The sequence below is a fragment of the Shewanella pneumatophori genome (assembly GCF_023283895.1).
GTDB lineage: Bacteria > Pseudomonadota > Gammaproteobacteria > Enterobacterales > Shewanellaceae > Shewanella > Shewanella pneumatophori.
This window is the reverse complement of the sequence record NZ_JAKILB010000009.1, coordinates 57797-80195: the sequence shown is the minus strand read 5'-3', so window position 1 is coordinate 80195 and position 22399 is coordinate 57797. Positions and strand designations below refer to the sequence as shown.

The 22399-nt window shown below is 43.1% G+C and carries 20 protein-coding genes; 10 read left to right on the top strand and 10 right to left on the bottom strand.

Features of this window, described 5'->3' with window-relative positions; genetic code table 11:
- Position 1: 1 nt before the first annotated feature.
- On the bottom strand, positions 2-3475 hold the full coding sequence (gene mfd, locus L2740_RS14775) for a transcription-repair coupling factor (protein ID WP_248950902.1): 3474 nt from the start codon (positions 3473-3475) through the stop codon (positions 2-4).
- A gap of 89 nt (positions 3476-3564) precedes the next feature.
- Positions 3565-4179, bottom strand: a complete 615-nt coding sequence (locus tag L2740_RS14770) for a hypothetical protein (RefSeq protein ID WP_248950901.1) — start codon at positions 4177-4179, stop codon at positions 3565-3567.
- A 227-nt stretch (positions 4180-4406) separates the two neighbouring features.
- On the opposite strand from L2740_RS14770, the gene L2740_RS14765 reads away from it, so the two are divergent.
- From L2740_RS14765 to lolE, 3 genes are all read left to right on the top strand, one after another.
- Positions 4407-5630 carry a lipoprotein-releasing ABC transporter permease subunit gene (locus L2740_RS14765; protein WP_248950900.1) on the top strand — a complete coding sequence of 408 codons (1224 nt, stop codon included), beginning with the start codon at positions 4407-4409 and terminating at the stop codon, positions 5628-5630.
- 64 nt (positions 5631-5694) lie between these two features.
- A complete protein-coding gene (gene lolD, locus L2740_RS14760; RefSeq protein WP_248950899.1) occupies positions 5695-6393 on the top strand; it encodes a lipoprotein-releasing ABC transporter ATP-binding protein LolD in 699 nt (232 codons plus the stop codon).
- Positions 6390-7643, top strand: a complete 1254-nt coding sequence (gene lolE, locus L2740_RS14755) for a lipoprotein-releasing ABC transporter permease subunit LolE (protein WP_248950898.1) — start codon at positions 6390-6392, stop codon at positions 7641-7643. The genes lolD and lolE overlap by 4 nt, the downstream gene beginning before the upstream one ends.
- 115 nt (positions 7644-7758) lie before the next feature.
- On the opposite strand, the gene L2740_RS14750 is transcribed toward lolE, so the two are convergent.
- Positions 7759-8139: a SpoIIAA family protein gene (locus tag L2740_RS14750; RefSeq protein WP_248950897.1), complete on the bottom strand. Its 381-nt coding sequence runs from the start codon at positions 8137-8139 to the stop codon at positions 7759-7761.
- 244 nt (positions 8140-8383) lie between these two features.
- Between L2740_RS14750 and L2740_RS14745 the strand changes: the two genes are divergently transcribed.
- Positions 8384-9298: a M14 family metallopeptidase gene (locus L2740_RS14745; RefSeq protein WP_248950896.1), complete on the top strand. Its 915-nt coding sequence runs from the start codon at positions 8384-8386 to the stop codon at positions 9296-9298.
- A gap of 416 nt (positions 9299-9714) precedes the next feature.
- Here the strand turns inward: L2740_RS14745 and L2740_RS14740 are convergent, their stop codons facing one another.
- The 3 genes from L2740_RS14740 to L2740_RS14730 all read right to left on the bottom strand — a co-directional run bounded on the left by L2740_RS14740 (position 9715) and on the right by L2740_RS14730 (position 11841).
- Positions 9715-10419 carry an SDR family NAD(P)-dependent oxidoreductase gene (locus L2740_RS14740; protein WP_248950895.1) on the bottom strand — a complete coding sequence of 235 codons (705 nt, stop codon included), beginning with the start codon at positions 10417-10419 and terminating at the stop codon, positions 9715-9717.
- A 263-nt stretch (positions 10420-10682) separates the two neighbouring features.
- Positions 10683-11243, bottom strand: coding sequence for a VOC family protein (locus L2740_RS14735; protein WP_248950894.1), 561 nt, complete (start codon positions 11241-11243; stop codon positions 10683-10685).
- A gap of 94 nt (positions 11244-11337) precedes the next feature.
- Positions 11338-11841: a L,D-transpeptidase family protein gene (locus L2740_RS14730; RefSeq protein ID WP_248950893.1), complete on the bottom strand. Its 504-nt coding sequence runs from the start codon at positions 11839-11841 to the stop codon at positions 11338-11340.
- Between the two features lie 211 nt (positions 11842-12052).
- On the opposite strand from L2740_RS14730, the gene L2740_RS14725 reads away from it, so the two are divergent.
- Both L2740_RS14725 and L2740_RS14720 read left to right on the top strand, forming a co-directional pair.
- Positions 12053-12886: an ion transporter gene (locus tag L2740_RS14725; protein WP_248471284.1), complete on the top strand. Its 834-nt coding sequence runs from the start codon at positions 12053-12055 to the stop codon at positions 12884-12886.
- A gap of 62 nt (positions 12887-12948) precedes the next feature.
- Entirely contained in the window at positions 12949-14472 is a 1524-nt protein-coding gene (locus L2740_RS14720) for an MATE family efflux transporter (protein ID WP_248950892.1), read from the top strand.
- Positions 14473-14516: 44 nt separating this feature from the next.
- On the opposite strand, the gene L2740_RS14715 is transcribed toward L2740_RS14720, so the two are convergent.
- Positions 14517-14750 carry a DUF2986 domain-containing protein gene (locus L2740_RS14715; RefSeq protein ID WP_248950891.1) on the bottom strand — a complete coding sequence of 78 codons (234 nt, stop codon included), beginning with the start codon at positions 14748-14750 and terminating at the stop codon, positions 14517-14519.
- Positions 14751-14978: 228 nt separating this feature from the next.
- Here L2740_RS14715 and yqfB point away from each other — a divergent pair, with 228 nt between their 5' ends.
- The 4 genes from yqfB (at position 14979) to L2740_RS14695 (ending at position 20213) form a co-directional block, all read left to right on the top strand.
- Positions 14979-15293 (top strand): N(4)-acetylcytidine aminohydrolase, encoded by a 315-nt coding sequence (yqfB, locus tag L2740_RS14710; protein ID WP_248950890.1) that lies wholly within the window; start codon positions 14979-14981, stop codon positions 15291-15293.
- 167 nt (positions 15294-15460) lie between these two features.
- The gene (locus L2740_RS14705) at positions 15461-15742 is read left to right on the top strand and encodes a hypothetical protein (protein WP_248950889.1); all 282 of its coding nucleotides are present in this window, start codon (positions 15461-15463) and stop codon (positions 15740-15742) included.
- Entirely contained in the window at positions 15742-17085 is a 1344-nt protein-coding gene (locus tag L2740_RS14700; protein ID WP_248950888.1) for an efflux RND transporter periplasmic adaptor subunit, read from the top strand. The genes L2740_RS14705 and L2740_RS14700 overlap by 1 nt, the downstream gene beginning before the upstream one ends.
- A complete protein-coding gene (locus tag L2740_RS14695; protein WP_248950887.1) occupies positions 17082-20213 on the top strand; it encodes an efflux RND transporter permease subunit in 3132 nt (1043 codons plus the stop codon). Before L2740_RS14700 ends, L2740_RS14695 begins: the two co-directional genes overlap by 4 nt.
- A gap of 137 nt (positions 20214-20350) precedes the next feature.
- On the opposite strand, the gene L2740_RS14690 is transcribed toward L2740_RS14695, so the two are convergent.
- The 3 genes from L2740_RS14690 to L2740_RS14680 all read right to left on the bottom strand — a co-directional run bounded on the left by L2740_RS14690 (position 20351) and on the right by L2740_RS14680 (position 22356).
- The gene (locus L2740_RS14690) at positions 20351-21133 is read right to left on the bottom strand and encodes a 5'-methylthioadenosine/adenosylhomocysteine nucleosidase (protein ID WP_248950886.1); all 783 of its coding nucleotides are present in this window, start codon (positions 21131-21133) and stop codon (positions 20351-20353) included.
- A 198-nt stretch (positions 21134-21331) separates the two neighbouring features.
- Positions 21332-21823 carry a type II secretion system protein gene (locus tag L2740_RS14685; protein ID WP_248950885.1) on the bottom strand — a complete coding sequence of 164 codons (492 nt, stop codon included), beginning with the start codon at positions 21821-21823 and terminating at the stop codon, positions 21332-21334.
- Between the two features lie 59 nt (positions 21824-21882).
- A complete protein-coding gene (locus L2740_RS14680) occupies positions 21883-22356 on the bottom strand; it encodes a hypothetical protein (protein WP_248950884.1) in 474 nt (157 codons plus the stop codon).
- Positions 22357-22399: the final 43 nt, after the last annotated feature.

The following is a 22399-nucleotide window of genomic DNA, read 5'->3' as shown; positions in this document are numbered from 1 at the left end:
GTTATTCTCCAAGACGATGTTGAAACAACTGCTCGATTAACAGCTTAAGTAATGCGAGTCTGTCTTTTGCTGTTTCAGAAGGCATAGTAAATTTTAGCTTATTTGGCCCATCCATTCGATAAACTTGGGGCTGAGTTTGCAGTAAGCCGATAATAAAGGTTGGATCAACCTTATTGTTTTCACCAAACTCTATACTACCACCTTTAGCGTGCATTTCGATTTTTCTTAAGCCTAACTGTGTGGCTAAATGCTTATAAAGCGTCATTTCCATCAAGTTTTTGGTGGCGTCAGGTAACATACCAAAACGGTCAATTAACTCGACTTTGAGTTCATCAATTGCTTTGGCTGTTTCACAATTCGCGATACGTTTATAAAGCGACAAACGCATATTGACATCAGCAACATAATCTTCAGGTAATAACGCTGGGATCCTAAGCTCAATTTCACATTGATGGCGCAGCATCTGATTTAGCGATGGCTCTTTACCTTGCTTGAGTGATTTAACCGCATCTTCAAGCATTTCCATATATAGGGTAAAACCAATTTTGGAAATGTGACCGCTTTGTTCATCACCTAGCAGTTCACCTGCGCCGCGAATTTCTAGATCTTGAGTCGCTAGCATAAAGCCTGCACCTAGATCTTCTAATGCACCAATCGCTTCGAGTCGTTTACGAGCGTCTTTGGTCATACGTTTAGGATGCGGCGTCATTAAATAAGCGTATGCTTGATGGTGTGAACGACCAACACGACCACGCAGTTGATGTAATTGGGCTAAACCAAAGTTATCAGCTCGCTCGATAACAATGGTGTTGGCTGAAGGCACATCGATACCGGTTTCAATGATAGTGGTACAAACAAGCACGTTAAAGCGCTGATGATAAAAATCAGACATCACCTTTTCTAGCTCACGCTCGCGCATTTGACCGTGTGCGGTCACAACGCGTGCTTCAGGCAACAAGTCACGGATCTCATCGGCTCGTTTTTCAATGCTTTCAACGCTGTTATGTAAGAAGTAGACTTGGCCGCCTCTTAATATTTCTCGTAACAATGCTTCACGAATAGTCGCTTCGTCATATTCTCTGACAAAAGTTTTTACTGCTAAACGTTTAGCAGGAGGCGTGGCTATAATCGATAAATCGCGCATGCCCGACATCGCCATATTAAGCGTTCGCGGAATTGGCGTTGCCGTTAAGGTTAAAATATCTACATTGGCACGCAGCGCTTTAATTTTCTCTTTTTGCCTAACGCCAAAGCGATGTTCTTCATCAATGATAAGCAAGCCTAAGTTTTCAAACTTTGCTTCAGATTGCAGTAGTTTATGGGTACCGATAACGATATCTACTTTGCCATCAAGTAAGTCTTTCATTACTTGAGTTTGTTCTTTGGCGGTTTTAAAACGCGACATGACTTCAATTTTAAACGGCCAATCAGCAAATCGGTCTTTAAAGTTTTCATAATGTTGCTGCGCGAGTAGGGTGGTTGGCACCAGAATCGCAACTTGCTTACCGTCATTTACTGCAACAAAAGCCGCGCGCATAGCGACCTCGGTTTTACCAAAGCCTACATCACCACACACTAGTCTATCCATCGCCGTTGGTGAGCGCATATCTTCAAGAACGGCTTCAATAGCGGTTTCTTGGTCAACGGTTTCCTCATAAGGGAAACTATTGGCAAACAAGGCGTACTCTTCTTGATCAATACGGCACGCCTCACCAGGACGTGCTTGTCTGCGAGCATAAACATCGAGTAGTTCTGCTGCGACGTCACGGATTTTTTCAACCGCTTTTTTCTTGGCTTTGGCCCAGCTTTCGTTACCAAGTTTGTTAAGCGTTGCTTCTTCGTCAGGGCCAACACTGTAGCGACTAATTAAGTGCAGGGAAGCAACCGGAACATATAGTTTATCGCCACCGGAATATTCTAGAACCAAATATTCAGCGACTAAGCCACCAGTGTCTAATGTTTCAAGACCTTGGTAACGGGCGACACCGTGATCGAGGTGAACAATTGGTTGGCCTACTTTAAGCTCAGCAAGGTTTTTAACCAGTGCGTCTGAGCTTATTTGGCGCTGCTTATCGCGGCGTCGTCTTTGGGAAATACGCTGCCCAAAAAGTTCAGTTTCACAGATTAAGCTGAATTTGCCGCCAGTCTTTTTCTCGATGATACAGCCTTGTGCCAAAGGCGACACAATAAGGCCTAGTTTGGCTTTGCTAGCAACAAACTCATCGAGGTGGGTAAACAGCTTAGGCTTAAGATTGATTTTGGCTAATAGCTCAATTAGAGCTTCACGCCGACCTTCAGATTCTGCGCTAAACAGCATTCTGTCGCCAAGTTCAGCGTACTTTTCAAGCTCAATTAGTGGCTGCTTGAGTTTGTGATTAGCACTTATATCTGGAAGCTTACTGACTTTAGCTTGAACCGCGGTACCTGTGTAGCCAGTATTTTTAAGGCCAAAACGTGGCAGCGCTTTAAATTCAGAAAATATTTGCTCTGTGAGTAAATACAGCTCTTTTGGGGTCAGCAGAGGTCTTAAAGGGTCGACTCGTCGGTCTTCATAGCGCGCTTCAACTTCATTAAGGTGTGACTGTGTCGCGGCTTCAATATCACCAATAGTCACCAGCTGAGTATTACTAGGTAAATAATCGAAGAGGGTGGCGGTTTCATCAAAAAACAGCGGTAAATAGTTTTCGATACCCGCTGGCATGGTTTTTTTACTGACCATTTGGTAAATCGAGCCCGGCTCTTTAACTAATACTTCAAAGCGGCGGCGATATCTTTGTCTAAATCCTTCAATCGCGCTGTCATCGGTTGGAAACTCTTTCGCTGGTAATAAGCGAATTGCATTAATCTCTTTGCTAGAGCGCTGTGTTTCTGGGTCGAAATGACGAATAGTTTCCACTTCATCATCAAATAGCTCGATTCTAAATGGCTGACTTGAGCCCATTGGAAAGATATCGATGATTGAGCCACGAACGGCAAATTCACCATGTTCGTAAACCTGTTCAACCACGTGGTAACCAGTATTGATTAACTGCTCGCGCACATCTAATAGACGATATTTATCGCCTTTTTCAAGCATCAGTACGTTGCCTGTTAAAAACGATTGCGGCGGTAGACGCACCATTAAGGTGGTGATAGGCACAATCACTACTGCTTGCTCAGCTTGTGGAATGCGAGATAAGGCTTCTAAACGCTGAGAGACAAGATCTTGATGAGGCGAAAAACTGTCGTAAGGTAAGGTTTCTCGGTCTGGGAAAAGCCAAATCGATATTGACTGCTCACTCAACAAGTAGCTTAGTTCGGTTTCAAGCGCGATTGCCGTCGGCGTGTCGGCGGTAACCACTAAGGTTACATCCTTGTGCTGTTTAGCAATGTTGGCGATGGTTAGCGCTTGATCAGCGCCGCCGAGTGTACACAGCGTTTGCGCGAGTTTTGCGCTCTTGACCGCTGGTGGAGTCAATACAGAAAAAGCATTCATTAAGGCGAGGAAACAAGTCCATTAGCAGTAAAGTTGCTAAGTATTGTAGAGGCTTGTCTCAACTCATGCCAGTGAAAATTCTTTTTGTGTTAACGGGCTAGCTTACGTAATTTAAGTTGTTTTTGCTGCAGGCTTAAGCTGGCTTTTACCAGTTGCTCTACATCGCTTTCTTGGATCACACTAAAGTTAAATTCACAGGCGTAACGTGAAGGCGCGGCTTCACTCTCGCTGTTTGATATAGCTTGTTCACCGCTATTATCTGCAAGTAATGTGCAGCTTTGCACTTTGGCAATACATAAAAGTGCGACCAGTTCTTCTTTAATATGCAAGGTCGCTTTATATTCACGCCCAAGTTCAAGTGCTGTAGCGCTAATTACAGTAAAGCCGCTGCCACCAAAGTGGCTTGCTTGATATAAGTCACCGTCATATTGCTCTTTTGCCATCACATGCTGCAATACCATGTCGATTTTGCGTGATTGTAACTTTAAAAATTCAACCACGGTTTTGGCTTCGTCGTCTAGGTGGCGCAGTTGCAATAGGCAATCAGCTTCAAGTGCTTTAACGTCACTAATGAGTTGTAGTCCACTTGGCAACATGGCGCTGAGTAACTGCGCAGAGGGAAGCGGATTAGTACTGTCCCAAAGACTCAAATAGGCATCAAATGGATGATTAATACTAAAATAGGCTGTAGAGTCGGTTAACAAGGGAGTTGCCTCTTGTTTTTAGGGGGCTAATACCCCTATTATCGTGCGCATCTTTATGATTTAGCAAGGTTAGACACAAAAATGTCGGGTTTGGAGGCAATGTATTAGATAAACCCTCCTGAGATTTTTGTGAAGCGTTGAGCAATTATCCTTAAAGCTAAGGGAATGAGTCTGAATTTTTCTTGGGCTATGAGCTCAGCATAAGTCGATTTTATTTGGGTTAATTAATGAATTTTTCATTATCGTTTTATATTGGCTACCGTTATTGGCGCGCGCGCAAAGCCAATGCGTTTGCATCATTTATTACTATCTTTGCGGTATCTGGCATTTTACTCGGGGTCGCGGCCTTAATCGTTGTTAGTTCGGTAATGAATGGCCTTGAAGGTCAGCTAAAACAACGTATTTTAGGTGCAGTGCCTCAGCTTACTGTGCATTCCGAAGCGCCAATAGATAACTGGCAGCAACAAGTCGTCAAGCTTACCGAGCTTCCAGGTGTTGTTGGTGCAACCGCAAGTGTGTCAACTCAAGCTATGTTGCAGTCACCAACTAACATTGGCGCAGCCCAAGTTTATGGTGTGTACCCTGAGCAGGAGAAAAACCTACTGAGTGCGACTAGAAACGTATATTCAGGTGATTTTGACACCTTAGTGGCGGGGAAGTATCGCATTATTTTAGGGGCTGAATTAGCTCGAATGTTGGATGTGGCACCCGGGGATAAAATTCGCGTATTAAGTGGTGATGGCGTGGTATATACGCCACTAGGACCTGTGCCGAGCCAGCGTAAGTTTACTGTTGTGGGTATTTTTGAGATGGGCTCACAGGTGGATGCCACGCTTGCTTATGTGCACCACGATGATGCTCAAAGGCTGATGCGCCAAAAGGCGGGAGAAGTGAAAGAGCTGCGCCTTTATCTGGATGATCCTTTTAATGCCGCGGCGATAGCACCAACAGTTATCAAGCAATTTCCAACTGTAGTAACCACAACTGATTGGCGTGATACATACGGTCATCTGTTTGGCGCAGTGAAAATGGAAAAGAATATGATGTCGTTAATGCTTAGCCTTATTATCGCAGTGGCTGCATTTAATATTGTATCGGCATTGGTCATGATGGTTGTTGATAAAACCACGGATGTTGCGGTGCTAAAGACTCAAGGGCTAACAACTTCAAATGTGATGGGTATTTTCCTTATTCAAGGCTCTTTAAATGCTGTGATTGGTTTGTTATCTGGCGTGGCTGTAGGCGTCTTGCTCACCCTTAACCTTAACAGCATTACTCATTTCCTTGGGATCTCTATATTAGGAGCCGGGCAAAACTTACCGGTGCAATTGCAGTTGAGCCAATTAACTTGGATTGTAGTAGGCACTTTGGTGATGACCTTAGTGGCAACTATCTACCCTGCGATCCGCGCGGCGAATGTTCAGCCTGCATCTGCGCTTAGATATGAATAAGCACAATATAAACCAATAGCAGTTCGAGTAGATCACGATTAAAGATATGAATAGCGAGTTAACAATGAATCAAGAGTTATTGCTACAAGTGAGTAACGTCAGTAAGCGTTATCAAGAAGGTACTGTCGATACCCAAGTTTTGCATGATGTCGATCTACAGGTTTTTAAAGGTGAACAGCTCGCTATTGTCGGTAGTTCTGGTTCAGGTAAAAGTACTTTACTGCATATTATGGGCACCCTTGATAGCCCAACTAGTGGCACAGTAACCATGTTAGGTGAAGATCTCTATAAGCTATCTAGCGCTCGCCAAGCCAAAGTACGTAATGAAAACTTAGGGTTTATTTATCAGTTCCATCATTTGTTGCCAGAGTTTACTGCTCTTGAAAACGTTTCTATGCCAGCACTTATTCAAGGTAAAAGCCGTAAGCAGGTTGAAGCAAAAGCGACTGCACTGCTGGAACGTGTCGGGCTTGGACACAGATTAAAGCATACCCCTGCTGAAATGTCGGGCGGAGAGCGTCAACGCGTGGCAATTGCTCGCGCCTTGATTAACGATCCTAAGCTAGTGCTGGCTGATGAGCCAACGGGTAATCTCGATGCTAAAAGTGGTGAAGCGGTTTATCAGCTAATTACCGAACTTGCTGCTCAACTTGGTACCGCTTTTGTTGTTGTGACTCATGATCAAAAATTAGCAGCGCGCATGGATAGACAGCTGCACATGAAAGATGGCCGCTTAGTGCAACAAAAGGAACTCACTTCATGAGAAGTTTGTTAGCTATGTGGATAGGCTGGCGTTTTTATTTAGCGCGTCAGTCTAATCGATTTATTAACTTTATTTCGTTCGCCTCAACGGCAGGTATTGCGTTAGGTGTTACTGTACTAATCGTTGTGCTATCAGCGATGAACGGCTTTGAAAAAGAGTTAGAGCAACGTTTACTGGGAGTGGTATCTCATGGCGAACTTATCGGTGTAAATGAGCCTATTTATGATTGGCAGAATATCGTCAATGACGCTAATCAGATCCCCGGGATTGTTGCCGCAGCCCCTTTTGTTCGTATGCAAGGATTAGTACAGAAGGTTGGCGGTTTTCAGGGGCTAACCGTGCTTGGTATTGATATTAATAATGAAGCGAATGTTTCCAATATTAAGCAATTTATGTCCGAACAAAGTTGGCAAAGTCTTGGTGAGCAAGAAACCAACAATATTGTATTAGGCCGAGGACTTGCCAAAAGTTTAGATCTGAAAGTGGGTCAGACTCTTAGTTTGTACATGCCGAATGTTAATGCTCAGTCACAAGGCAAAATAGCAGCAGCTAAAAGCCATCGCTTTATCGTTTCGGGAATTTTTGAGCTAGGTGGTGAACTGGATATGAGCACAGCTTATATTCCGATGCAACATGCTGCCAAGACGCTCAATTTAGGCGATAGTGTTTCTGGGGTGAGAATTAAAGTTGATGATGTGTTTGCAGCCCCAAGACTTATTAGAGATCTTGGCTATAGTCAGCAGCAATACGTGTATATATCAGACTGGACCCGCACCCAAGGTCACCTTTACCAAGATATCCAACTGGTGCGAATGGTAATGTATTTGGTGTTAGCCTTAGTGATTGCTGTCGCCTGTTTTAATATTGTTTCAACCTTAGTGATGGCAGTGCGTGACAAGCAATCAGAAATCGCAATCTTGCTTACTATGGGCATGAAAAAGGCGTCAGTAATGCTGATATTTGTCGTGCAAGGGGCTTTTAACGGCTTATTGGGCTGTGCAATCGGCGCAGTGCTTGGGGTTAGTATTTCACTTAATTTAAGTGCGATAGCCAAAGGTATTGAATCAATCTTAGGTATTCAGTTGTTATCGGCGGATGTTTACTTTATTGACTTTTTGCCGTCAGAGCTCAATGGCGCTGATGTTGTCACCGTGGTGTGCTTAGCTTTCATTATGAGTGTGATTGCAACTTTATACCCAGCATGGAAAGCGAGCCAAACGCTACCAGCAAGAGCATTGGCTGGAAGGTAGTTGTTCGCATATTTTCTATTAGTTATTAACTAAATAAAAAACGCCGGCAATTGCTGGCGTTTTTTATTCAGATGCGTGTTTGCCTACTAAACATTTAGTTAATAGATATAGCCTGCTATTCATTTAGCCAAGCAAAGGCATCGGCTTCATTGTCAAAGTATTTCATTTCACCCGCGACGAACCAGCGACCAATTTTAGCTGCTGTTTCTTGCCAGCCTTTATTGCCATAAAGCGCAATTTTTACAAATTGATTGCCATGCTTAAGCCCCAATTTAAGGTCATCCCAAGCTGCGCTAAGCTCCCATCCTTCGAGCTCTGTTGCATCGAATAGCGCTTTGATTTTGGGCTGTTTAACCTCAGATAGCGCCGAGTCAATTACTGGTGTGATCGCTAGATAATCGCTGTGGGTTAACTTTCCTTTGGCTTTGAGAGTGAGAAAGAACTCATCTGCGACTCTTTCGATTCCAATAGAAAAACCATGTCTTAATGCATTCATATAAATCATCCTTGCAAATGAACAGTTGATTAATTTTTACCAGCACAGTTGTGTTACTCAAGGCATTAATATGTCGAACCTTGTTGAGTAGGTATACGGATAATGGCATTGATATCAATGTATATCACGTTTATGCTCTCGAGTAATTTAACGCTGGAGTTAAAAGGCGCTGAAAAAAGTTAGTCTTTTACTGTATTAGGTATAGAAGAGCTTGGATATAAAACCAAGCCAAAAGGAATCAAAAATGGATCAGCAAGTGTATGCGATTGGCGTAAAAGGTCAGAAATGGGGCGACGCAGAAAAAGCCCAATGGCTGAATGTTCAGTCTGTTAAGCGCTCATATCAGGATGAAGTACTCACTAAGGTGAATGCACTAAAAGCGCGTTTTGATGTTGAGCAATATGGTGCGCTTTCTTATGATGCTGAGCGTTATCCGTTATTTGCAGTTAAGTCAAAGAACTGGGATCTAACCAAACCGACTATCTTGGTTACCGGTGGTGTTCATGGGTACGAAACCAGTGGTGTACAAGGTGCGATTCGCTTTATTGAGACTAAGGCAGAGCAATACGCCGAACAATTCAATATTTTGGTTACGCCATGTATTAGCCCGTGGGGATATGAAACCATTAACCGCTGGAATCCTAAGGCGATTGATCCAAATCGTTCTTTTTACGCAGATAGCCCAGCAGAAGAGTCAGCTGCATTAATCAAGCTATTAGCGGATTTGGGTGTTGAGATCTTTGCTCATATCGATTTGCATGAAACCACTGATACCGACAACAGCGAATTTAGACCAGCGCTTGCTGCTCGTGACGCAGTGGAGCATACAAACTGGAATATCCCTGATGGTTTTTATCTAGTGGGTGACACAATTAACCCACAAGATGCTTTTCAAACCGCCATGATTAAATCTGTAGAGCAGGTGACCCATATTGCGCCAGCGGATGAAGATGGCAAGTTAATTGGCGTTGAATTATCTCAGTTTGGTGTGATTAATTACGCAACTAAGGCTTTAGGTTTATGTGCCGGCGTAACAGATGCTAAATATGTGACCACGACTGAAGTGTATCCAGACAGTCCATTATCAGATGATGAAAACTGCATTCTTGCGCAAGTTGCCGCGATTACAGGCGGCTTGGATTATCTGTTGAGCTTGTAATTAGTTTAATTTTTGAATGTTGTAAAAATAAAAGCCTGAAACTGATTTCAGGCTTTTGGGTTTCTAGTATGTCCCGTTTAAAAATATATTTAAAAGGATTTAAATGAAAATATTCAAACAATTTTGGTTTTGGTTCGGTTTGATTATTTGCCCCGTTATTATTATCGCGAGCTTATTTAATGCCGGTCGTATATTGGGGGGATTGATATATAGCGAGCCATCATTAGCTCAGAGTTTGAGCAGTCATGTGGGCATAGATCTAGTGATAACACTGAGTTTAACTATTTGTGCTATTTCCGAGTTTGTACGTTCTATACGACATGTCAAAGCCAAGTGTGGCGGTACCTCTTGTTTACGTCTTGATTAGCAAGTTCTTGCAAACTTTCTGTTCAATAAATTTCATATTCAGTATTTACTTACCAAGGCAATATAGAGCCATCGTAACTATAAAACTTACCAGTATCACTTGAGCTGGTATCACGGATGATTCGGCTTAGACAATTGGCTACATATTCAGGGGTAAATAGTTTTCCCTCCGGCACATTACGCTGAAAACGCTTGGATAACTCTGTATCTGTGGTACCTGGGTGAAATACTAATACGCAGGTATTAGCCTGCTTGAAACGCCATTCGATACTGATGGTTTTCATCGCCATGTTTAGCGCTGCCTTTGAGCTTCTATAGCTTACCCAGCCACCTAGACGATTATCCTCAATGCTGCCTATTTTGGCGGAAATAGTAATAAAGTGACTCGTAGATTTAGCAGTTAAATGTTTCGAGAAATACGTTGCTAGCAGCAAGCTAGGCGTGACATTGATGGCAATATTCTTGTTGAAAAAATCACTATTAAATTCTTTTATACTTTTCTCAGGATTATGCTCACCATCATGGAGCATACCTACAGCGTTTATCAGTAAGCGTAGACTGGGAAGCTGATTGGCAAGTTCTTCGATGTCACTTTCTACTGTCACATTAACTTTATACCAAGCCAGGTTAGGGTGATTAAGGAAAGGCTTTTGAGTCCGGTAGGTCGCAAATACGTTTACATCATTGGATGTTAGGTAATGTTTTACTAGTGCCAAGCCGATACCGCCAGAGCCGCCAACTATCAATACATTCACATTTATATTCCTTACAGTATTCGAAGTGTGCTAACTCAATATCTAGCTCCCAAAAAGTGATAGCGCTTTGGGCCAGTACTAGCAAGGTTAGTTTTACGATAATAAGCGCGTGAAAGTTATTACGATTGGACGTAGCAAGGGGATCAGTAAGTTGATGCAGCTATGGAATTTAAGCCGTGAATATAGAGCTTGGCACAGCTGATGGTTTTAGCTTGAGGAAAAGGGGAAGAATGCACTTTGGCTTTAATCTTCCCCTCTAATAGTTACTCTGCTTCTGAGGCAATAACGGCTTTTATACTTTGAGAGTGGACTTTGATACAAAGGCCATTTTTCTTAAAGGCGATAGTTGGGTTCGCTAAGCGTTCTTTATCACCTTTTGGTGAGCTCATCTTTACTTTGATCTCGGTTTCGCCTGCGATAATTGCAGCAAGTTGCGGCGCTTTTTCAAGTAGCGCATGAGTGAGTTCATCACAATCTGCTGCGCCGCAATCAAGTACCAGTTCAATGTGCTCCCAACCTTGTTGTGGATACACTTTGTCGCTCGGGTAGGGCAGTTCGACACACTCGATGGCTGTATTGCCCATCATTAACGGCGTGTTAAGTTCGATGATTAAAATAGGGCGGCCGTTGATCATGTTATCAGAGATGATGTTACCGACTCTGGCAAACTCATGGCGCAACAGATCTGCGCTTTGATTACTGTTAACTCTTAACGCAGTATGGTCACATTCCAGTGCTAATGTGTCTAATCCTAGGTCTTGTGTAAATGCTTGAATCTCACTGCTAAAAGTAGACCAGCTATTAATTAATTCTTGGTATGTCATTGTTGTGCCTTAATGCTGCATGGGCGTGGGAAAGTAATAATGTATATCAACGCTGCTTAGTTGACAGCGTTTGTCATAAAAAGCGGATATGAGTTTAGGGCCAGATCTCTATCGGGATCCCTGCATCAATAGCCAGCCAAAGCTCATCCATTTCAGCGTTGGTTACCGCAATACAACCATCGGTCCAGTTATATTGCTGAGCTTCTTCTGGTGAGAGATTAGAATTCGGGTTTTCGCCATGGATCATTATCTGTCCGCCCGGATTAATGCCTAGGGCATTGGCGCGTAAGCGGTCTTCGTCATTGGGATAAGAGATATGAATTGCGCGGTAGTAAGCACTATCAGATTTCTTGTAATCTAAAATATAGCGGCCTTCAGGCGTACGCTGATCACCCTCAGTAAGTTTATGACCAACTGGGTTATCGCCCATGGCGATACGATATGTTTTTAGCGCTTTGCCTTGTCTAAATACTGTCATGCTTGAATCAGATTTATTAACGACCACTAGATCTATTTTACCAATAGCAAAAGCTGTCGTTGAAAATAAACTCGTAGTTATAAACAGAACAATACCGAATGACCAAGCTATAAAACCCATGAAAAACCTTGTGTAATTAAGCGCTAAAAAACAGAGAAATTGAACTTATCTTACCTTAAAACCACGCTACTGTTGATGTTAAACATGAAGATTATTTTTGAGCTCAATCCAGTTGCGTGTCACACTATTGATATCATTTATTAAAATAGCTTGGCAGGCCGATTACGTTTGGTGTGCCTCTTCGATTTTTTTGTAAGGAGTTGCTGCAACAATGGCAACAGAGAAAGAAACTGAAAGTCCGTTCAAACTTAAATTGCGTCGGATTATTTTTGGTACCGACACCCCCGCGGGGCGTTATTTCGACCTGAGTTTGATGTTGTGTATCGTCATTAGTGTCACCTTGGTTTTTCTCGATACCGTGGCCAGAGTACATGAGCGTTATGGCGATATTATCGTTATGCTCGAATGGGGCTTTACTGTTATTTTTACCATCGAGTATCTATTAAGGCTTTATTGCTCGGCGAAGCCACTGAGTTACGCGAAAAGCTTTTATGGCGTGGTTGACCTATTATCGGTATTACCCACATATTTAGCATTGTTGTTTCCTGGTGCAAATTTCACTATGGTGATCAGGATCTTGCGCCTGTTCAGGATTTTCCGCGTATTAAAGCTGCTGCGCTATTTAAGTGAGGGCAACTTATTACTGCGCGCCATGCTGCAATCTGGGCGTAAGGTGTTTATTTTCTTCTTCTCGGTCAGTTTGATCGTGGTGGTGTTAAGTGCCGTAATGTACGTGGTTGAAGGACCTGAAAACGGTTTTACATCGATCCCTAAATCAATTTATTGGACCATCGTGACGATAACTACTGTTGGATACGGCGATATAACTCCTGGAACGCCATTGGGGCAGGCTATTGCTGCATTTACCATGTTATTAGGTTATTCGATAATTGCTATTCCAACAGGGATATTAACCGCTGAAATATCTCAAGAAATTGGCCGTACAAGGGATTTAAGACGTTGCAGTAATTGCTTGAAAGTCGGACATGAAAACGATGCGCTTTATTGTAATCATTGCGGCAGTGAGCTTGAGAGTGAATTGTAGTGTTTTTCAAGCCGAAAATAGGCTTATTTAATTAAAGGACTAGCTTAAGGCTAAGAGGTGTTATGGCTGTTGCCAAATTTGTAGAAGGCTCGATTTTACGTCACATATTAGTAATGAGCTCAACGGCCGCTATTGGTATTTCGGCGCTGTTTGTGGTCGATTTATTAGATATCTTTTTCCTGAGTTTATTAGGGGAGCAAGAGCTGGCTGCAGCTGTTGGGTATGCTGGCACTATTTCGTTTTTCACTACATCAATTGGCATTGGGCTTTCGATTGCTCTTGGCGCGTTGGTGTCACGTTCTATTGGCGCCAAAGAAACTGAAAAAGCAAAACGATTACTGCTGAACAGCTTAGTGGTGACCTTACTGATGAGTATCTTGGTTGCCATTACGGTTTATATGTTTATTCCTGAGCTACTCAGTTTAGTAGGCGCAACAGGAAAAACCGCCGAACTTGCTGAAGGTTACCTCAGTATTTTGGTGCCATCGTTACCACTAATTTGCCTTGCCATGGCCTTAGGTAGTGCATTAAGAGCTGTTGGCGATGCCAAACTGTCGATGATGTCGACGTTAATTGGTGGCGGTGTAAACGCAGTATTTGACCCCATCTTTATTTTTATGTTCTCAATGGGCATAGAAGGGGCGGCTGTAGCCTCGGTGATGGCGCGCTTTGCGGTGTTTGCTGTTGCTGCTAAAGGTGTAGTGGTAAAACATAATCTATTTGGCCGCTTTAATTTCGATCACTTTGTTGAAGATCTAAAACCTATTTTCGCCATTGCAGGGCCTGCAATGCTAACCAATGTAGCAACGCCAATAGGTAATGCGGTCGTCACGCGAGCGATTGCTGACTTTGGTGATAGTTATGTTGCTGGTTGGGCAATTCTAGGTCGATTGATCCCTGTGTCATTCGGGATGATCTTTGCCTTATCAGGCGCTATTGGCCCGATTGTTGGGCAAAATTATGGAGCGCTTGAGTTTGAGCGGGTTAGAGAGTCACTTACTCGAGCAATTCAATTTTGTGCGGCGTATGTGCTTGGGGTGTCGTTACTGCTGTTTTTAACTCGCAATCAAATTGTGAGTGTATTTGATATGCAAGGCGATGCGGCCGAGCTTATTGTGTTCTTCTGCAGTTATATTGCAGTATTTTTTGTGTTCTCCGGTATTTTATTTGTAGCTAACGCATCATTTAATAACTTAGGTAAAGCGAAGTACTCGACCTTGTTTAACGTGGGTAAAGCCACAATAGGTACTATCCCATTTGTTTATTTTGGTGCGCAGTGGGGCGGGGTGTATGGCGTATTGGTTGGCCAAGCAATAGGCTCAATTATCTTTGGTGTTCTGGGTGTTGTAGTCGCTTATCGTCTGGTAGATAAAGTACAAAGCATGAGCGTAACTGCTAGCGGCCAGACTGCAACCGTTGAAGAAGAGAAAAGCGAATTTGATGAGGAGTTAAGCTTAAGTAGCCAAAACCCGTTGTCATCATCTTGTGCCAATATGGCGATAGGTAATGAAGAGCAAGATTGTGTTGTGGCTAAAGAAGTTGCTGAGCTTATTGGCGGCAAGGAAGAAAAGGGGCCAGCCAAATAAGCTCATTGAAGATCATTTGCGTTAATCTTATTTAACGCGAATGATTAGCTAGCTGGAGTCGCTTTCTCTTCGCTTGCGGTTTCAGCTACAGTCTCTGCATCAGTGGATGCTTGTGCAGTTTCTGCTGCTTGCTCAGCGGCTTCAGCTTCAAGCTTAGCTTGCTGCTCTGCACGCTCAGCTTTAGACACATATTTTTTGATCGTAGGCGCTGTGTGCTTGTTTAGGCGAGCCTTGGCACGTTTAGCGGTCTTTTTGATCATTTTCTGTTTTCTGTTCATGAGTTCTCTACGATATGCCTATTAATAACGTCTATAGTACGACAATTGTGGCACATTGTGCGCCAAGCTAGAAATCGGATGCGGATTTTACCCTAAACGTCGCGCAACTGCTACAGCAGTATTGAGTCTAAAGGGGCTAGCCGTATTAAAAATGCTATACCAAATTTAATGATGCCTTTAAAATACCCCAAAGCATCAATTGTGGTGTGCACCTGAGTTTACTAAAGTATGAATCCACCAAGCAGTATCACTTTTTTCAGTCGCTTTGAGGCTGATATTTTAGCCGGCAATAAAACTATCACACTGCGTGACGAGTCAGAGTCTTATTATCAAGCAGGGCAGCGTGTGAGCGTGTCTAATTTAGAAGATGGCCGTTGTTATGGCGAGCTTGATATTCTCTCAGTTAGCCGCGTGGCTTATGATGACTTAAATGATACGCACGCTGAGCAAGAGAATATGAGCTTAGCTGAGCTTAAAACCTTAATTAGACAAATTTACCCCGGAATTGAGGCACTGTATCTGATCCACTTTAAGTTAGTCTAATCCAAATTAAATGAGTTTAATTCGCTTTAAACTCATTTAGTTCAACTTCTTAGTCGTTATTTTTCATTAAATTATCTGAGTGTGCGGTTATTCAAAACTCTGGTTTTTGAATAACGATAATTCATGCAATATCCCAAAGCAGACAGTAGACTTGTGTTATTCAACTGATGAGTTCAGAACATTCTGTTGAAGCAAAAGGGGTGATCTATAAATTATTTCAACCTATCGCTGAGCTAACGCCAATACCGCAACAACTATTAGAAGGGTGGGGCGAGCTTGATCCGCAATTGCTGAAGATGTCGCTGCTGAGCTTAATGATTTTTCCCTTTGTCATGCCACCTCCAATGGCAAAATTACATGGTTATCAACTTAATGAAGAATTTTATCAACAACTGGCCAAACACAACATTGCTTTGCTCGAACATGGTATGTCTGGAGGAAAGCGCTAATGTCTAGCTATAAAGGTAAGCGCTGGTATTTTTTCCCTGCCTTGGCCGTTGGGATTGTTGTCCTTGTTTTGGTGGTGAAATTGCGTAGCCACCCACCGCTTGAGTTACAGTCAGAGCCGAGCAAGCTGGTTGAAGTGACCACGCTTAAGCAAGTTCCTGTTATTGCACAAGTTGACGCGTTTGGTCGAGTGAGTCCTAAAATTCAGTGGCAGTTATTACCCGAAGTGGGTGGGCGTGTGGTGTATAAGCACCCTGATCTAGCGGTGGGTAAAATCCTCGCTAAAGACACTTTATTATTATCCATTGACCCACTTGATTACCAAATTCGCTTGTCTCAAGCACAAGCAGACCGTAAAGCCCTCGAAGGTCAACTTGCTGGTAAAGCGTTACAACTTAAAAATCTTCAGTTATCGCTCCAGATAGAAAATAACCGCTACGACCTAGTCAAATCTGATTTGAAGCGTAAAGAAACATTACGTAAGCAAAACCTGATCTCACAATCAGAGCTAGACGGTGAAAGGCAAAATCTATTGGCGCAGCAGCAAAAGTTGCAAGAATTAGATAACAGCTTAAACCTAATGCCAAACGAGGCAGATATTCTTAAAGCGCAATTACAACAAGCTATTGCCCGAGAACAAGAAGCACAGAGCCAGTTAACTAAGACAGAAATCAGATTACCTTTTGAGGGCCGTGTTGCTGAAGTTAACGTAGAAAACAACCAAGTGGTATCACCACAGCAAGTGCTTGCACGGATTAATGGCATTGAGGTAATGGAAGTTGAAGCGCAGGTGTCTCTCGGTGATGTGATGACCTTGATGAAAACCGCTAATCAACCCAAAGCAGAAATGGGGCAATTGCCTCGCGCAGAAGCGTTAGGCTTAACAGCTGAAATCACCCTTAAAGGCGCAACCTATTCGTTTAGCTGGCCAGCTGCAATTAATCGTATTGGTGAAACGGTTGACCCCACACTTGCGACCGTAAGTGTGGTGCTTCAGGTTGAGCAAGAGTATCGCGAGCTTAAAATCGGCCAATCGCCACCACTCGTAAACGGTATGTTTGTTAGCGCTAGAATTAAAGGCGGCGAACGTAACTACTGGATGGTGCCTGAGCGTGCATTACATGGCGACAAACTGTATATCATGAATCAAGATAACCGTTTGCAACTTGTTGATGTTAATGTTTTATTCCGTCAGGAAGGCCAAGCCGCAGTCGATGGTGAATTAGTTGAAGGTATGCAGTTAGTACTAACCGATCTTATTCCTGCGGTTAACGGTATGATGCTGCGAACTCAAAGCAATGATGCTAGCGGATCTGAGCCGGCAAATGGGGAGATGCAGCCGTGATCGGTTTTTTTGTTCGCCACCCCACAGCCACCACACTGCTGATGTTAGCGTTTATTGTGTTGGGTATTAAGGCATTACCTGAGCTTAAACGTGAGACATTTCCAGAGTTTTCAAAAAACTACATTAGTGCTCAAGTTGTACTGCCTGGTGCGTCGCCGCAAGATGTAGAAGAAAATCTCTGCCTGAGAATGGAAGATGCGGTAGACAGTCTTGGCAGTATTACTGAAACCAAATGTGATGCGCTAGAAGGCGTAGCACGTATGACCTTAAAGCTGGAGGACAATGCCGACTTAGGTAGAAGCTTGGTTGACGTGCAAACTAAAATTTCTGCAATTAAGGATTTCCCCGCAGAGATTGAGCCGCCAATTGTTGAGGAACTTGACTTTAACGAGCGCATTATCGACATCGCAGTATCGGCCTCAACCAGCAAGCCAGAACTTAAAGCTTATGCCGAGGACTTAAAGCGTCGTTTAAAGCTTGATACTAGTATCAGCCAAGTCGAAATAGCAGGATTTTCACAGCATCAATTGCTGGTGGAAGTCTCACTTGGTGCAATAAAGCGTTTAGGTATGAGCGTTGCTGATGTTGCTAATCAAATTGAGCAGCAAAACGTACAGCTACCTAGCGGTACGGTTGAAACTGCAAGTAAAAATATTCTAATTAGATTCGATCAACGTGAAGTTGAGCCTGAGCGACTTGCGAATATCGTGATCCGCTCTAATGCCCAAGGTGGCTTAGTACGCCTAAGAGATATTGCGACTATTACCGATAGATTTGAACTAGACGAAGAAAGTATTCGCTTTGATGGCGAACAAGCCGCCATTTTGACTGTATTTAAAAACAAATCTCAAGACTCACTGCGTTTAAAAGAGGAAGTCATTGGCTTTTTAGATGCAGAAAAATTGCGTACACCAAATGGCATCACTATTAGCACTTCAAATGATCTCAGTTCACTGCTGTGGGATCGTCTAACCATGCTGATTAAAAATGGTTGGCAAGGTGTGGTGCTGGTTTTTTTATGTATGTGGCTGTTTTTTAGCTTGCGTTACTCTTTTTGGGTGGCAATGGGTTTACCTGTCGCCTTTATGGGCAGCTTGTTCTTTATGGCGCAAGTTGGCTTAACCATTAACATTATGACGCTGGTGGCGTTCTTAATGGCTATTGGCATTATGATGGATGACGCTATTGTTATCGCCGAGTCCATCGCCGCGCACATTGAGCGCGGTTTGAGTAAAACAGAAGCGGTTATACAAGGCGTAAAACGCGTATTGCCAGGGGTCGTATCATCGTTTTTAACCACAGTATTTATCTTCTCGAGTATTGCCTTTATGGAAGGTGATATGGGTAAAGTGCTGCGAGTTATTCCACAAACATTATTGCTTATTTTAACCGTAAGTTTAGTTGAAGCCTTTTTAGTTTTACCTAACCATCTAGCGCATTCTGCTAAGGGCAAAGAGCGTAAAACCAGCCGCTTTAAGCAAAAGTTTAATGAGAAGTTTGAGTACTTTAGAACTGTGCAACTCGTGGCGGCCGTTGAGTTCGTGATTAATTGGCGTTATGTGTTTATGGGCTCAGTGGTAAGCCTGTTACTTATCTCAATTTCACTCGCTGCAGGTGGCGCGGTTAAGTTCATCGGTTTTCCAGAGCTTGATGGCGACGTTGCCGAAGCGCGGATTATATTGCCGCCGGGCTCAACCCTTGAGCAAACCGAGTTTGTGGTTAATCGAGTAGTCAGTGTTGCGCGCGAACTCGATGATAAGTACAGCCAAAAAGAAGACGGCCAGAGACTGATTCAGCATATAACTGAGCGTTTTAACTTTAATGCTGATGCCGGAGAAAGCGGCGCTCACGTAGCAACGGTTAAGATTGACTTATTAAGCGCGGAGATCCGCCAGACGTTAATAAACACCTTTATCCGCGAATGGCAGCAAGGTGTGGGTGAAATGGTTGATCCGATTGCGATTGTTTACAAGCAAGGCGCAATGGGACCCGCTGGGCGCGCAATTGAAATTCGCGTTCGAGGAGACGATCTTGACGAGCTAAAGTTAGCGTCAATTGAAGTGCAGCAATATTTGCAGGGCTTTAATGGCGTATCAGGTGTGATGGACAGCATGCGTCCGGGGAAAGCCGAAATCTTGATGACGTTAAAACCCGGTGCAGAAGCATTTGGGGTGAACGGTATGATGCTCGCAAGTCAGCTTCGCGGCGCGTATTTCCATCAAACGGCTGACAATATTCAAGTGGGGCCAGAGAGTATTCAGATTGATGTACAACTGGATAAAGTCGATGCTGCCAAGCTTGAGAATTTGGCTAACTTTCCAATCACCATTGGCACAGCAGGTGAGCAGGTGCCGTTATCGGCAGTGGCTGATTTTAAATGGCAACGTAACTACGTCAAAATCTCTCGTCTAGACGGTATGCGTTTTGTGACCATTACTGGCGAAGTGGATACTCACTTAGCCAATGCCAGTGAGATTAACAAGGCCTTTAGAGACGAGCTATTACCTGAGCTTAAACAGCGTTACCCAGGAATTAGAGTCAGTTATGAAGGTGAAGTCAAAGAGAGTGCAACCACGCAAAACTCTATGGCGAGTGGCTTTATTGTTGGACTATTGGCGGTATTTGCCATCCTAAGTTTGCAGTTTAAGAGCTATATCGAACCATTAGTGGTAATGGCGGTTATTCCGCTAGGGCTGATTGGCGTACTCTGGGGGCATTTGTTGTTAGGTTATTCAATGAGTATGCCATCAATACTTGGTTTTGTGGCACTGGCCGGCGTTGTAGTTAATGACTCGATTTTGTTGGTGCAATATATTCGTTATCACGTAGAAGAAGGTCAATCGGTGCATGAGGCGGTAGTAAGTGCTAGCAAAGAGCGCTTTAGAGCGGTATTTATTACCTCACTCACCACTGCTGCTGGCATGTTACCACTGCTACTTGAGACCAGCATTCAAGCGCAGGTGCTGCAGCCATTGGTGGTGTCTATGGTGTTCGGTATTTTTGCATCAACCGCACTAGTGCTGTTTATGGTACCAGCTTGTTACGCGATTTTAGAAGACTTTGGCAAGGTGAGTTTTAGTCAGAAGTCTAGGTCGTTAAAAAGCCAGACTATTGAGGCGAGTAAGTAAATAGCTAATAAAAAGGCGCTAACTCAAAAGTTAGCGCCTTTTTTAGGGGCATCACCAATCACCGAGCAATAATCTGTAGAGTTTAAAAGTTTTTGTTTAGCTGGCTTTTGCTTTAGTGAATTTTTTATAGCGGCTTATTACATCTTACTCAGCATATTGAGTGTAATGGCGACTGAGTTGTCTGCGGTAGTTTGCTTAGCATCTTCATAGGTTAAATGCGCAGAACCATCAGCTTTATCTGAGATGGTGCGAATAACGACTAGCGGAATAGCAAACATATCGGTCACTTGCGCAACGGCAGCGCCTTCCATTTCAACAGCGATAGCATTGAATTCCTTAAGTAACATGCTCACTACGCCTTTGTCGGCAATAAACTGATCGCCTGTTGCGATAATGCCTGAATGAACGCGCTTTTCACCTACTGCTTCTTTTGCTGCATCGAGTGCAAGTTTTTGTAGTTTTTTATCTGCATAGAACAGGCGATCATCATATCCATCAAGTTGTCCTTTTGGGGCGCCAAACGCGGTTAAGTCCACATCATGTTGTACTAGTGCGGTTGAAATCACTACATCTGCGACATTGAGTTCAGGGCTGGCGGCGCCGGCTATACCGGTAAAGATAATGCTATTTACATTGAATTGATTTATAAGCACATAAGTCGTAATTGCAGCATTGACTTTTCCTACGCCAGAGCGAGCGACCACAACCGGTTTGTTAGCAATAAAACCCGTGTAATAGGTGTTTTTTGCAATGCTGTGAGTTTGGCGCTGGCTAATTTCAGGCAGGAGTTTTTCGATTTCAGCATCCATAGCGCCTAGAATCGCGATTGGCTGAGATATGGCGATATCTGCTGGCTTCGCTTGAGTATGAATTGTGATAAACGATAATAGTAGAGCAATGATGACAAGAGTGTTGCGCATCTTAGTGATGTTCCAATAGGGAAGGTGCGCGCATAATAATGAGATCAGCTAATGGAGTAAACGTCCAGCTTCAGGTTTTATTATTTTCAAAGTGTTATTAAACAAGCGTGAGTAAATATTCGTTTTGAAGCGAAAGTCAGCAGTAATCTATAGCTTAAAGCTGCTTCCAGTGGCAGTAATCAGTTTATATATCACTCTCTAGCAATCATCATCAACTAATTGGTAGTTTACATTTCCTCCCGGCGAGTTTGGGTAGTAAACAGATAAAAAGCATTGATTTGTTATTGAGGCAGGGGAGTCTGTAAATTCAATAACAAAGTAAGGCAAACCAGTTTGGTTACCTCCGTAATACTTTTTAAGGGTTAACTCTGGCCCAAGACCAGCGAGCTCATTAGCGGCAACAACAAATTTAATCAGGCCGTAGTATCCAAATATGTCATTTACGCCATCATTGTCTAAATCAATATTGCGGGTATTACTCGAGTCGACATCTTCTTGCCCTTGAATCGCAGCTTTCGAATAGACAAGTTTATTAGCTGAGCCAAGCGCCGCCTGAGCCCCTGAAAGGGCGGCTAACTTGGCATCTTTCTGGATATTGATGAATTTTGGGGCTGCAACAATGCTCAGTATTGCCAAAATAATAATCACAACGACGAGTTCAATTAAGGTAAACCCTGTGAATTTTTGCATTCCTTTTGCACTCCCAAGATACAAGTTTTAGATATTTTCTGCCTTAGCGTTTCAATCTTTTAAGAATCAAATTTGCTTAGATCAGACTCATCGGCGCCGTCGTTACATTCACCACGAATAGTGCCACTATCATATTGAATACTTCTATATAGTTCGATGTACCCATCGCGGCAGTAGCCATTCATTTTAATTGTTTGTTGTAAGCCGTGTTCTATTTGGGCGGTCCAACCACTTAGATCAGGTCCTTGATAACGCTTTTTGGAGCTAGCCCGTTTTTTACTGTTTGAACGCTCTTCATGTGGCAAGACAGTTGATTGCGGGGTTTTAGTTTTGAGAAAGGCTCGGTAGGTAAATAATTTCAAGCCATTGCTCTTAATATCGGTTCTAAAAGAGTCGCTAACTAATCCGGCAAACTCTTCAAGGTTAACTTCAGGCTTGCTGCTACACCCGCTCAATAAAAAAATAAAGCCAATGGTACTGATGCAAAGCATTGTATGACGAGCGAGAGAAATTGTTGTTTTTAAAGTCATCATTATTAGTCTAATTTTAGTTATAGAGAACAGCATAACGTATATT

What these genes read in the sequence shown, in the direction of transcription:
- mfd (WP_248950902.1), bottom strand. Translation starts at nt 3,475, where the DNA reads ATGAATGCTTTTTCTGTATTGACTCCACCAGCGGTCAAGAGCGCAAAA.
- L2740_RS14765 (WP_248950900.1), top strand. Translation starts at nt 4,407, where the DNA reads ATGAATTTTTCATTATCGTTTTATATTGGCTACCGTTATTGGCGCGCG.
- lolD (WP_248950899.1), top strand. Translation starts at nt 5,695, where the DNA reads ATGAATCAAGAGTTATTGCTACAAGTGAGTAACGTCAGTAAGCGTTAT.
- lolE (WP_248950898.1), top strand. Translation starts at nt 6,390, where the DNA reads ATGAGAAGTTTGTTAGCTATGTGGATAGGCTGGCGTTTTTATTTAGCG.
- L2740_RS14750 (WP_248950897.1), bottom strand. Translation starts at nt 8,139, where the DNA reads ATGAATGCATTAAGACATGGTTTTTCTATTGGAATCGAAAGAGTCGCA.
- L2740_RS14745 (WP_248950896.1), top strand. Translation starts at nt 8,384, where the DNA reads ATGGATCAGCAAGTGTATGCGATTGGCGTAAAAGGTCAGAAATGGGGC.
- L2740_RS14735 (WP_248950894.1), bottom strand. Translation starts at nt 11,243, where the DNA reads ATGACATACCAAGAATTAATTAATAGCTGGTCTACTTTTAGCAGTGAG.
- L2740_RS14730 (WP_248950893.1), bottom strand. Translation starts at nt 11,841, where the DNA reads ATGGGTTTTATAGCTTGGTCATTCGGTATTGTTCTGTTTATAACTACG.
- L2740_RS14725 (WP_248471284.1), top strand. Translation starts at nt 12,053, where the DNA reads ATGGCAACAGAGAAAGAAACTGAAAGTCCGTTCAAACTTAAATTGCGT.
- L2740_RS14720 (WP_248950892.1), top strand. Translation starts at nt 12,949, where the DNA reads ATGGCTGTTGCCAAATTTGTAGAAGGCTCGATTTTACGTCACATATTA.
- L2740_RS14715 (WP_248950891.1), bottom strand. Translation starts at nt 14,750, where the DNA reads ATGAACAGAAAACAGAAAATGATCAAAAAGACCGCTAAACGTGCCAAG.
- yqfB (WP_248950890.1), top strand. Translation starts at nt 14,979, where the DNA reads ATGAATCCACCAAGCAGTATCACTTTTTTCAGTCGCTTTGAGGCTGAT.
- L2740_RS14705 (WP_248950889.1), top strand. Translation starts at nt 15,461, where the DNA reads ATGAGTTCAGAACATTCTGTTGAAGCAAAAGGGGTGATCTATAAATTA.
- L2740_RS14700 (WP_248950888.1), top strand. Translation starts at nt 15,742, where the DNA reads ATGTCTAGCTATAAAGGTAAGCGCTGGTATTTTTTCCCTGCCTTGGCC.
- L2740_RS14690 (WP_248950886.1), bottom strand. Translation starts at nt 21,133, where the DNA reads ATGCGCAACACTCTTGTCATCATTGCTCTACTATTATCGTTTATCACA.
- L2740_RS14685 (WP_248950885.1), bottom strand. Translation starts at nt 21,823, where the DNA reads ATGCAAAAATTCACAGGGTTTACCTTAATTGAACTCGTCGTTGTGATT.
- L2740_RS14680 (WP_248950884.1), bottom strand. Translation starts at nt 22,356, where the DNA reads ATGATGACTTTAAAAACAACAATTTCTCTCGCTCGTCATACAATGCTT.